General features: G+C 36.8%; 11 protein-coding genes. 8 read left to right on the top strand and 3 right to left on the bottom strand.

Annotated features, from left to right (window positions below; translation table 11 throughout):
• Window positions 1–197 precede the first annotated feature (197 nt).
• The gene (purE, locus tag AC012T_RS04315; RefSeq protein ID WP_487063419.1) at window positions 198–716 is read right to left on the bottom strand and encodes a 5-(carboxyamino)imidazole ribonucleotide mutase; all 519 of its coding nucleotides are present in this window, start codon (window positions 714–716) and stop codon (window positions 198–200) included.
• Window positions 717–801: 85 nt separating this feature from the next.
• On the opposite strand from purE, the gene nagA reads away from it, so the two are divergent.
• The 3 genes from nagA (at window position 802) to AC012T_RS04300 (ending at window position 5,031) form a co-directional block, all read left to right on the top strand.
• A complete protein-coding gene (gene nagA, locus AC012T_RS04310; RefSeq protein WP_487063417.1) occupies window positions 802–1,965 on the top strand; it encodes an N-acetylglucosamine-6-phosphate deacetylase in 1,164 nt (387 codons plus the stop codon).
• Between the two features lie 569 nt (window positions 1,966–2,534).
• Window positions 2,535–3,218 (top strand): magnesium protoporphyrin IX methyltransferase, encoded by a 684-nt coding sequence (gene bchM, locus AC012T_RS04305; protein WP_487063415.1) that lies wholly within the window; start codon window positions 2,535–2,537, stop codon window positions 3,216–3,218.
• A 265-nt stretch (window positions 3,219–3,483) separates the two neighbouring features.
• Window positions 3,484–5,031: a hypothetical protein gene (locus AC012T_RS04300; protein ID WP_487063413.1), complete on the top strand. Its 1,548-nt coding sequence runs from the start codon at window positions 3,484–3,486 to the stop codon at window positions 5,029–5,031.
• Between the two features lie 22 nt (window positions 5,032–5,053).
• Here the strand turns inward: AC012T_RS04300 and AC012T_RS04295 are convergent, their stop codons facing one another.
• A complete protein-coding gene (locus AC012T_RS04295) occupies window positions 5,054–5,218 on the bottom strand; it encodes a hypothetical protein (protein WP_487063411.1) in 165 nt (54 codons plus the stop codon).
• Window positions 5,219–5,232: 14 nt separating this feature from the next.
• On the opposite strand from AC012T_RS04295, the gene AC012T_RS04290 reads away from it, so the two are divergent.
• The gene (locus tag AC012T_RS04290; protein ID WP_487063409.1) at window positions 5,233–5,421 is read left to right on the top strand and encodes a hypothetical protein; all 189 of its coding nucleotides are present in this window, start codon (window positions 5,233–5,235) and stop codon (window positions 5,419–5,421) included.
• On the top strand, window positions 5,414–5,794 hold the full coding sequence (locus tag AC012T_RS04285) for a hypothetical protein (RefSeq protein WP_487063407.1): 381 nt from the start codon (window positions 5,414–5,416) through the stop codon (window positions 5,792–5,794). The genes AC012T_RS04290 and AC012T_RS04285 overlap by 8 nt, the downstream gene beginning before the upstream one ends.
• Here the strand turns inward: AC012T_RS04285 and AC012T_RS04280 are convergent.
• Complete coding sequence (locus tag AC012T_RS04280) at window positions 5,719–6,564, bottom strand: RpnC/YadD family protein (RefSeq protein WP_487063405.1); 846 nt, start codon at window positions 6,562–6,564, stop codon at window positions 5,719–5,721. The two genes, AC012T_RS04285 and AC012T_RS04280, sit on opposite strands and share 76 nt — an antisense overlap.
• A 305-nt stretch (window positions 6,565–6,869) precedes the next feature.
• Here AC012T_RS04280 and AC012T_RS04275 point away from each other — a divergent pair, with 305 nt between their 5' ends.
• The 3 genes from AC012T_RS04275 to AC012T_RS04265 all read left to right on the top strand — a co-directional run bounded on the left by AC012T_RS04275 (window position 6,870) and on the right by AC012T_RS04265 (window position 10,896).
• Entirely contained in the window at window positions 6,870–9,593 is a 2,724-nt protein-coding gene (locus AC012T_RS04275; protein WP_487066430.1) for a M16 family metallopeptidase, read from the top strand.
• A gap of 223 nt (window positions 9,594–9,816) precedes the next feature.
• Entirely contained in the window at window positions 9,817–10,311 is a 495-nt protein-coding gene (locus AC012T_RS04270) for a hypothetical protein (RefSeq protein WP_487063403.1), read from the top strand.
• 171 nt (window positions 10,312–10,482) lie between these two features.
• Window positions 10,483–10,896, top strand: coding sequence for a hypothetical protein (locus AC012T_RS04265; protein ID WP_487063401.1), 414 nt, complete (start codon window positions 10,483–10,485; stop codon window positions 10,894–10,896).
• Window positions 10,897–11,301: the final 405 nt, after the last annotated feature.

The following is an 11,301-nucleotide window of genomic DNA, read 5'->3' as shown; positions in this document are numbered from 1 at the left end:
TGCTTTGTGATAGCTTGATTATAATTATAATATACAAATAAACTTGACACTCTACCTTCTAAAGAGAGGCAGATTCTTTAAGACCTGCTTAAAACGGATAGTCAAATACCCTCTTACGTAGCGATAATTCATGAATTACCGCTACTTTCGTTCTGTTTTGCGTAAGTCCTGATGATGCAGGTAAGGTAATAAGCGAATCAAAACATTTGTTGTAAATATTGCTGATAGCCTAATTCTTCTAATTTGCTTTGTTTGTCCATGACCATATCACATAAGCTTTGGCGATATTTCAGGATTTTTTGCAGCAGTTCTGGTTGGTGAGTAGCGAGAATCTGCACTGCTAAAAGTCCAGCATTTTTAGCATTACCAATGGCTACCGTAGCGACAGGTATTCCCGCTGGCATTTGCACAATTGAATATAAAGAATCCACACCTTGTAAATTGCGGGTAGCTACGGGGACACCAATCACAGGGAGAGGGGTTAAAGATGCTACCATACCAGGAAGATGAGCCGCACCACCAGCACCAGCGATAATGACTTTAATACCGCGTTGGTGTGCTGTTTGGGCATATTCTACCATACGTTCTGGGGTACGATGGGCAGAAACGATCGCTATTTCGCATTCAACACCAAATTCCTCACAAACTGCGATCGCATCTTTCATTGTAGGCAAATCTGAATCGCTGCCCATGATAATACCAACTTGAAGATTCATAGAATTTTAGATTTTAGATTTTAGATTAATTGTCGATGCTTCCATCTACAATCGGTTGAGGTTCAGCTTTTTTCTGGCTAGGGTAATGACCAAAGCAACACCAAATTCCATCCTGACAAACGTAGATATTATCAACGCAAGAGTACCCGGTTATCAAGACTTACAGATGATCTGGGTGAATGAAAACGGCATAATTGAGCAAATTCTGCCTATGGGTAGAGTCTGTAGACGAGTGACACCAGAAGATTTACAAATTTTAGATTTTGCCGGTGACTGGATTTCCCTGGGTGGCGTTGATTTGCAAATTAACGGTGGACTAGGTTTGGCGTTTCCTGATTTGACAGTTAAAAACGCCGATATGCTCGAAGATATCTCTCAATATTTGTGGAATGTCGGTGTTGATGGCTATTTACCAACTCTAGTCACAACTTCTGTAGAAAATATACAGCGATCGCTTGCCATCATCTCTAACTATACTCAAAACTCAGGCGCGAAAATTCTCGGAGTCCATCTCGAAGGCCCATTTTTAAACTACGGTAAACGTGGCGCACATCCAGCAGAATACATCCTACCCCTAACTATGAATGAAGTTAAGCGGGTTTTAGGTGATTATGCCTCCATTGTCAAAGTCATCACCTTAGCACCAGAATTAGATCCCACCGGTAAAGTCATCCCATATTTACATTCATTAGGCATCACAGTCAGTTTGGGACACTCCCAAGCCACAGCAGAACAAGCACAAAACGCCTTTGAACAAGGTGCAACAATGCTCACCCATGCTTTTAATGCCATGCCACCATTACATCACCGTGAACCAGGCTTGTTAGGTGCAGCCATGAACCATCCCGATGTGATGTGTAGTTTTATTGCCGATGGCCAGCACGTAGTCCCTACAATGTTAGAAATTCTCCTCCGCGCCAGTAAAGGGTTGTTTCTTGTAAGTGATGCCCTAGCACCATTAGGATTACCAGATGGCGTATATCCTTGGGATGATCGACAAATTGAAATAATTAACGGAACCGCCAGATTATTTGATGGCACTTTATCAGGCACAACTTTACCCCTATTAACGGGAGTACAAAACTTAGTCAAATGGGGAATTTGTGGCGTAGAAAAAGCCATCTTCCTAGCTACAGACGCACCCAGAAAAGCAATAAATTTACCAACAATTGCCCCAAATCAACCAGCTAATTTATTACGCTGGCATTATGAACAAGAAACACAAGAATTGACTTGGGAAAGATTATAAGATTATTACATAACCGAAAAAATTTTAGATTTTAGATTTTGGATTTTAGATTGAATTCAAAGTCTAAAATCTAAAAGTAAGGTTTCAAGCCTCTCCATTTATGGAGAAAAATACAAATGTTTTTCACCTTCAAGCCTCTTCTTTAAAAGAGAGGATAATCTAAAATACTCGCTGCGCTGAGTACGCTTCGCTAACGTCAATCCAAAATCCAAAATTGATTGACCGAATAATTACTAATTCGTAATTCGTAATTCGTAATTGTCGATGATTTAGAAAGTTGGTTAAATCAAAATCAACAATGATCAAGGTTGTGAGTGGGGTTTTAGCCATACAACGGACTTCATTATAAATGAGATACAAACTTGAATAATCAAACTCTTGTGGTGCGGGCATCTTGCCCGCTGGGTATGTACCTCCCAACAGCGAAATCCGCTGTAAATCATTATTATGTTGAAACCCAATTATCTACTGAATGAAAGCAGATGTGAAAAAAATTTCTATTTTTTAAGTGAAAAACTAGCTCAAAAAATTTATAATTCTAAGAATTGGGAACTTCAATAATCAACTTTATGAACGCAGCCGACGATAAAACAATAGTACGTGAATACTTCAATTCCACAGGTTTTGACCGTTGGAAACGCATCTATGGTGATGGTGAAGTCAACAAAGTCCAGTTAGATATCCGTACTGGACATCAGCAAACTGTTGATACAGTCATCGGCTGGTTGAAAGCAGATAACAATTTAGCAGAGTTATCAATTTGTGATGCTGGTTGTGGTGTGGGTAGTCTTAGTATTCCCTTAGCGATAGATGGTGCTACAGTTTACGCCAGCGACATCTCCGAAAAAATGGTGTCAGAAGCCAAAGATAGAAGTGTAGAAGCTTTGTCAAATTCTACAAATCCGACTTTCGCAGTTCAGGATTTAGAATCTTTGAGTGGTAATTATCATACTGTCATTTGCTTAGATGTTCTTATTCACTACCCCCAAGAAAAAGCAGATGAGATGATTTCGCACCTCTGTTCTTTAGCACAATCACGCATTATTCTGAGTTTTGCACCCAAAACCTGTTTCCTGACTATCCTCAAGAAAATTGGTAGTTTCTTCCCAGGCCCTAGTAAAGCAACTCGTGCCTATTTACACCGTGAAGCTGATGTGGTGAAAATCCTCGAAAAAAATGGCTTCACAATACAGCGTCAAGCAATGACTCGAACTCGCTTCTACTTTTCTCGTTTGTTAGAAGCTACACGTTAATAAATAACAATCGTAGCAAAATCAATCATGTTTTTGCTGGGGGTTACATCTAAGAGGGTGTTTGAAAAGTCATGCTGAACGTAGCGCAGCGTAGTGAAGCATCTCCGAGTAATGCTCAAAGGCTAGATTCTTTCCTTCGGAACGCTATGCGAACGTTCCACTTTGTTCCACTCAGAATGACAAATTATACCTTTTCCAGCTTTTCAAACATCCTCTAAAAATTTTCTGGCTTTGATTCTGAGTGCAAAACCTTAATTTATAAACAATGTCTGCAAAAACAATATTTAATCATCTACCAAAATTAATCTTTAATTCACCTTGGTTGATAATACTTTCATTTTCGATTCTCGGTTTGATTGGGATTCTCAACCATTCAATGTGGAGAGACGAATTAAATCCCTGGCTAATTATCAGAGACAGTGAATCTCTGCCTGATTTAATCGGAAATATTCGTTATGAAGGTCATCCCGTTCTGTGGTATTTTTCTCTAGCATTATTAAGAAATATTGCTGATACACCCATAATGATGCAACTATTTCATTTAGGTTTAGCAATTTCTTCTGTTACAATTTTTTGCTTATACAGCCCATTTAATTATAGACAAAAACTGCTATTTTCATTTGGTTATCTACCTTTTTATGAATATCTATTAATTTCTCGCAACTATGCTTTGGGAATGTTATTTATTTTTGCCTTTTGTGCTGCTTTTCCATCTAGAAAAAAAACTTATATCATCCTAGCTATTTTCTTGGGATTAATGGCTAATACTAATGCCTATGGTCTAATGATCTCATTTACTTTGTTATTAACATTAATATTTGAATTGTGTTTTGATGTTGAACATCGTCACCAGTATTTTCACCAACATAAAAAATATGATTTATTTATAAGTGTTGCAATTGTAATATCTTGTTTTATTTTAGCAATAAACATTATTACTCCTCCTGCTGATAGTTATCTTCATGGAGGATTAAGCAATGGATGGTCTGTGACGCTAGATATACGTCATTTATTGAAAAGTATAGGCAGATTATTTGGGGGCTATTTTTTAATAATACCTACATCTAAACGATGGCTAGATTTAATTGTCTGTACATTAATTGCCTTATTCACAATAGCTTTAACCTTGCTCAAATTATCTAAAAAACCCATTCCTTTGTTTTTTTACACCTTAGGGACTTTCGGGATTTTGACGTTTGCATATTTGAGATTTGCAGGTTCAGGACTTCGACATTTTGGGCATTTTTATTTAGTTTTTATAGCTGCTTTATGGCTAGAAAGTTATTATCAAGAATCCAGATTTTTATCCAATAAATTTCTCATTCCCCCGCAAACACTTAGGTTTAGTAATAAATGGTATTCTATCATCCTCATGGCTACTCTTTATATGCAATTTTTTGGAGGAATTTATAGTTTTACGAGAGATTTAATTATTCCCTATTCTGCTAGTCGTGAAACAAGTCAATACATTCGCAAGTCTCAACTAGATCAGGAATTTATTGTTGCTAGTCGAGATGCAAATATGGCTGCGCTATCAGGTTATCTTAATCGTAAATTTTATTATCCTGAATTGCAAAATATGGGAAGCTTTACTTTATTTAAAACAGGACGTAAAGAGGTTGATCAAGCGGAGATACTCAAACAAACTAGTTCTCTTTTAAATATGCAAAAAAAGCCAAACAAAATTTTGCTAATTTTACATCAAGAACTGAAAATCAACCAAAATGATTTAAAAATTGTACCAATTAAGGATTTTAAAAGGGCATGGGTCGATAGTGAAAGATATTATTTATATTGGGTACAGAAAGAGTAATTATTTAGAATAGTTAACTACCTTAAGAAGCATTTTGCCACCAATTTCGCAGAAGATCATTTTTTGGTGGTTTATAACGTCCTTTAATCTGAATTGCATTGAGGACATAACTTAACATTGAAGAATCAGGTTTTTCTACTTCTGACCAATGTTTTATTATTTCTGGGGTTGATAAAAAAAGTCTCAACAAGTAAAATCACCATGACAGAAGACGAAAAAATTTCCAGACACGCAGCAACAGATAGAGATAAATGTCAGGAAATGGCTGATAAATACGGCTGGGAATTATTGAAAGTAGAACCTACTAATAATAAAATTCTCAAAGTGGATTGTGTGTTTGAAGGTGAAACAGAATTTCCTAATTATTATGAGGAATCAGAAAATGAGTAAATATATTATTTTTAAAGCAGATAAAGGACAGTTAGAAAACTGGGAAAAAATGTTATTATCTCATACTGGGGCTTGTACTGATATCCTAGCTGAACATTATGATGGTTCTAAAAAGCCTATTCCCGAACCAGGTTATAGACTCAAAGAATTTTGTCAAGTTGAAGAGTATGTAGATCCTGAGTTTCCAGGTGCAAGTACACATTATAGAATTGGTGATTGGGAAGTTTCCAAGGTAGAAGAATATGTACCAGATTTACCTGTGGGTACTTTTGAATCAGTAGTTATTTGTTATTGTCGTTATTCTCCCATCAATACCCCATTAAAACCATTACCAAAAATCCAAGTTTCCTCCAGTATTAAAATAGAAGCGTGAATAGAAACCTGTGGGAAATTGTAGGTAAATGATTCGAGGATATTCGTAAAATAATTATAGGACTTACGCAAGATTAAACTCAAAACCTGATTCTTGCGTAGCTGTAATTGCTCAGGTAATGCCATCATTTTGTCAATTATTTTAAAGAGGTTAACAATTTGTTCTTTTGTTAAGCCTCTATCATAAAGTCCGCGAATTAATATCCATTTCCATTGTTCCCTTTCTGATAAATTACCAGTGGTTGCTTTAGTTTTCAAATGCGCCATTACTATGATAGCAAATGGATTGTTACTTGATTCTAATTCCTGCCAGCGTGATTCATAGTCAAGAAGTTTAGCAATGGGAAATTTAAGACTAACTTCACACCCTCCAAGGGAATAACCATAAGTGCTAGGTCGCCAATTATTCCTTTCATCACCTAGAACAGCTAGACTAACTACAGGTTTGTGATACAGATCAAAGGAACGGTAATTATAAATATACATCCGTTCACCAAAATCTACTTCATATTGACTTTGAATTTCCACATGAATTAATATCCAAACTTCTCGTTTGTCAAGTAACCAAACTTGATAAAGTTGATCAGCAATACGTTTGTCTGTCTCTGATGCAGCTGTAATTTCCTGTAATTCTTTATCAAGGGATTTAGGCGTTTGAGTCCAATCAATTAACTGATGGACTTCAGGAAAAAAGAATATTAAGAAGCTTTCAAAGTACTCGGTTAATGCTTCTTTCCAAGATTCGTCATAATTGGCAGTTATTTCTTTCATAACAAAAGTTTACGAATTACAAATTAGGAATTGTTTTAATTTACTATTTCTTCTATTTCTCGCAAATAAGCTGTTTGGGTGTGATTTATCTAACCAATCTAGCATCCGCCGTTCGTTTTTCTTTCTTCACGCTAGAATTTCATGACTACACTAGAGGAATAGCAAAACCTGCTTAGTCCTTCACATCTCTAACTGTTGATAAATACCTGTCATCATCCAAAAGAGAGATTTTGTAATTTACCTTTCACCCCAAAAGCTGGGGTTTTGTTGTTTCAAATTAACCGCTTATGAAGCTGCGCTTTTATATGCTTTTAGGTTTGTGTCTCAGTCTGATTCTGAGTGTTGTGCCGCTTTCCGGCAATTTTACCAATGCTGCTACACCAGCAGTTACACCTGTTTCTGCACTCTCTTTTACCCAAGGGGTGCAAAAAACGGTTTTAGAAAATGGTCTAACGGTGCTAACGAAAGAAGTACATACTGCACCTGTGGTAAGTGTGCAGGTTTGGTACAAGGTTGGTTCTCGCAATGAGGGAAATGGAGAAAATGGTATTTCTCACCAGCTTGAACATTTAATGTTTAAGGGTACTACTGACCGTCCGGTGCAATTTGGACGGTTATTTAGTGCTTTGGGGAGTCAGTTTAATGCTTTTACCAGTTTTGATGAAACTGCCTATTTTGGGACGGTGCAGCGAGATAAGTTAGAAGCACTGTTGACTCTGGAAAGCGATCGCATGAAAAATGCTTTAATAGGCTCAGAGGAACTCACCAGTGAAAAGCGTGTAGTTATTTCTGAGTTGCAAGGCTATGAAAACTCTCCAGAATATCGTTTAGATCGAGAAGTCAGAAAAGCCGCTTTCCCTAACCGTGCTTACAGTTTACCAGTAGGGGGAACAAAAGCAGATGTTGAAAAGTTCACCGTTGATCAAGTTCGCAATTATTACCAAACTTACTACAGTCCTGATAATGCGACTTTGGTAGTTACAGGCGATTTTACCACCGAACCGACACTGAAATCTATCAAAGCAACTTTTGGCAAACTACCAAAAGGGGAAAAGACAACTTTGAAAGTTTCTCCAGCGGTGACAGCGGTTAATGCTGTTCAAAAAACGCCAATTGTCCTCAAACAACCAGGAAGTGCTGCACTGTTGCAAGCTGTCTATCCGTTACCAGATATCAAGCATCCTGATGTACCGGCAATTGATGTCATGGATGCTATTCTGACAGGTGGACGTAGTTCTCGATTGTATCAAGCTTTAATAGAATCAGGATTGGCTAGTTCAGTTAGTGGTTCTGCTGCGGAACTGATAGAACCGGGTTGGTATGACATCAGTGCTACAGCCGCACCTGGTCAAGAATTAAGCAAAATTACGGCTGAATTGCAAGCATCTCTGACAAAATTGCAACAGCAACCAGTTACTACTGAAGAATTAAACCGAGCCAAAACCCAATTGCAAACTAGTTATATCTTGAATAATCAAGATATTAGCAGTCAAGCTAGTCAATTGGCGTATAACCAAGTTATTGCTGGAGATTATCATTATATAGAAAAGTATTTGAGTGCGATCGCTCAAGTTACTCCCCAAGATGTGCAGCGAGTCGCTAAAAAATACCTCAACCCAGCAAAACAAACTATTGGTTACTTTGAACCAACTCAAGCAGATGGTCAACCAGGAACTACTAGCGGTGCTGCTGGACGCACTACGGAAAACTTTAGTCCTGGTCAACCTGTAGACCCCGCAGAATTAGCAAAATATCTGCCACCGACAACATCAGCTACCAACACTAACCAACAATCTTTACCACAAAATTTCACCTTAGCCAATGGCTTGAAGGTGCTGCTGTTAAAAGATTCCAGCTTACCCACCATCAATATTAGTGGACAAATTAATGCTGGTAATGAATTTGATAGTAATCAAAAAGCGGGTTTAGCGAATTTGACCGCTACCAACTTAATGAATGGTACGAAAACTAAAAATGCTTTGACATTAGCGCAATCTTTAGAAGATAGAGGTGCTAGTTTAAGCTTTCGTGCTAATCGTGAAGGATTAAGCATTAGTGGTCAGGGATTATCAGCTAATTTGCCGATATTAGTGGAAACTTTAGCAGATGTGGTACAGAATGCTAACTTTCCCCCAGACCAGCTAGAACTAAGTCGTCAACGAGAATTAACCAGTCTTAAAGTCCAGTTAGATGACCCCAGAACCCTAGGAAGACGGGTTTTTCAGCAAGCAATTTATCCAGAAAATCATCCTTTTCATAGTTTCCCCACTGTTGAGAGTTTGCAAAATATCACCCGTGACGATGTGGTGAGTTTCTATCAAACACACTATCGACCAGATACTACAACACTGACTTTAGTGGGTGACTTTGAGCCAAATCAGGTTAAATCCTTATTGGATAAGGCTTTTGAACAATGGCAACCACAGGGAAAACCACCCGTTATTAACTTCAATTCCGTAAAATCATTGTCAAAAACTCAACTGCTGAATCCAGTAATTCCTGGTAAATCTGAAGCTGTGACTTACCTTGGGTACAATGGCATTTCGCGCACAGATCCTCGTTATTATGCCGCATTGATTCTCAATCAGATTTTAGGTGGTGATACCTTATCGAGTCGTTTGGGAACAGAAGTGCGCGATCGCTTGGGTTTGACTTATGGTATTTACAGTGGTTTTGCTGCGGGAATCAATCCTGGCCCCTTCTTAATTTCCATGCAAACAGCACCTAGTGACACTCAAAAAGCGATCGCAAGTACCATAGCTTTACTTAAACAATTGCGTGACCAAGGTATAAATGAAGCAGAATTTAACACAGCTAAACGTTCAATTACCAATAGTTACCCCGTAGATTTAGCTAATCCTAGCGAAATAGCCAGCATCATTCTTAACAATGCTGTTTCAGGATTATCAACCGCAGAAATCCGCGAATTTCCCCAGCGAATTCAAGCAGTAACTATGAATCAAGTGCAGAAAGCAATTGAACAGTTAATTCAACCAGAAAATTTGGTCATTGTCACTGCTGGCCCCTGACAGTAATAACACGGTTGATTTAGTGTATATTTAGGTATATAACTATTTATACACTAAATTAGCTTTCTTAGGGACTTGCAAATAAAAAAATCTCCACTTGATTTATAAAGTTGGTTAGATACACTCTTATAGGAGGATAAAGATTTGTGTAAGACTGCTGTACTACTCCTCAATATATCATGCTACTATATCTAAACAAAATAATATATTTTTATCTCAAAACATGAAAATACCAGAGAATAAAGAAAAATCAAACATTCATTCTGATTTTGAAAGATGTTTTTCTCAAATTTCCCCAGAAATAGCAGCTACCTTTACACAAGAACAAATTGAAGCAATTCAAAAAGGCTTTATTCACAATGAATGGAAGCAGCATTCTTTAGACTTACGGGTATCTGTTCCTATCCCTATAATCGGTTTTTATTTAGTGTTATTAGCAGGTGAAGAACGTCGTTCAAAACAACGCTGGCAATATGAAAAACAGTTATATCCTTTTTGGACTTTTGGTAATATCTTGTTTTTAATTTTCCTCTCCTTCATTGTTATAAGTGGTAGCATCTCAACATTATTTTTAATCAAATCCTTTATTCCTAAACAATCAAACTCAACCTTTCCTACCTCATTACCTTGGATAACCGATGAAAATCTATGCAAAAAAGCTAACAAAATTTGGAGAGATGATAGATGTTGGGATAATGAACATGATCCTACATTTTGAAGCAAAAACCGTAAGAATTTAGGAATCGGGAGTCAGGAATCAGAATAATAATGATCAAATCAGTAATTTACTGATTCGAGATTTTATCAACAATATTAAGCATAATGTTCTAATTATTATTGATCCTGAATCCTTACCAAAAATCTAATCATAGAAAATTACCAAAAATACATGGTTAATAAACGTCTAACTCAAAAACCTTTGCACAATGATCCTTTCGTGCAAAAAATTTTAGCTCGTATTCCTAATCAAATAGCTGCAACTTTTACTGATGCTCAACTAATAGAATTAAAAAAGGTATTTATAGACCGTGTTAGCAATTCATCTAAAGTAGATATAAGGCGTTCTATACCATTTTTTAAACGCAGATTTTATCTAGTATTATTGATGGGTAAAGAAAACCGTTCACAACAGCGCTTAAAAAATTCAACTTTTAAAGTCGTCAATGGATATTTAGCCACAATATATAGTTTAGTGATTATTAGTTTTATTTTAGGTATTTTGTTTTATGTAGAAAAAGAATTGGAAATTAATGCCTTTCCATATAACCAATTACAACACCTTAATAGATATTTTAAAAAATAACCCGTAAGAAGTTGGAATCATACTCAAGAATAACTATAGGAAATTGTTGATATCTGACGCACCTTACCAATGTGCCAGTTGCCTAAGTCCTGTCCATAAAAAACATGATCCAATGGAGTAGGGGGAATTTATGAATTACCCCAGGGGAATGTGGGTTAAAACAGGATCAATCATTCTATGAAGTTTTCTAACAGAATTAGATTTCAAACTTCAATCGAACATCAGCAGGTAAAAATCACCATTTCTGATAATGCTAAAGGAATGAGCGAACAAATCAAACAGAAAATAAAATAACTTACTCTTTTACAGGACTTACGCAAAACAGAACGGAAGTAGGGGTAATTCATGAATTACCCCTACGCAAGAATCAGGTTTTGAGTTTAATCTTGCGTAAGTCCTATTTTA

Source organism: Anabaena sp. EIM26 (assembly GCF_057568715.1).
Note: the sequence above shows the minus strand (reverse complement) of the source record. Positions and strands in the feature narration are given on the sequence as shown.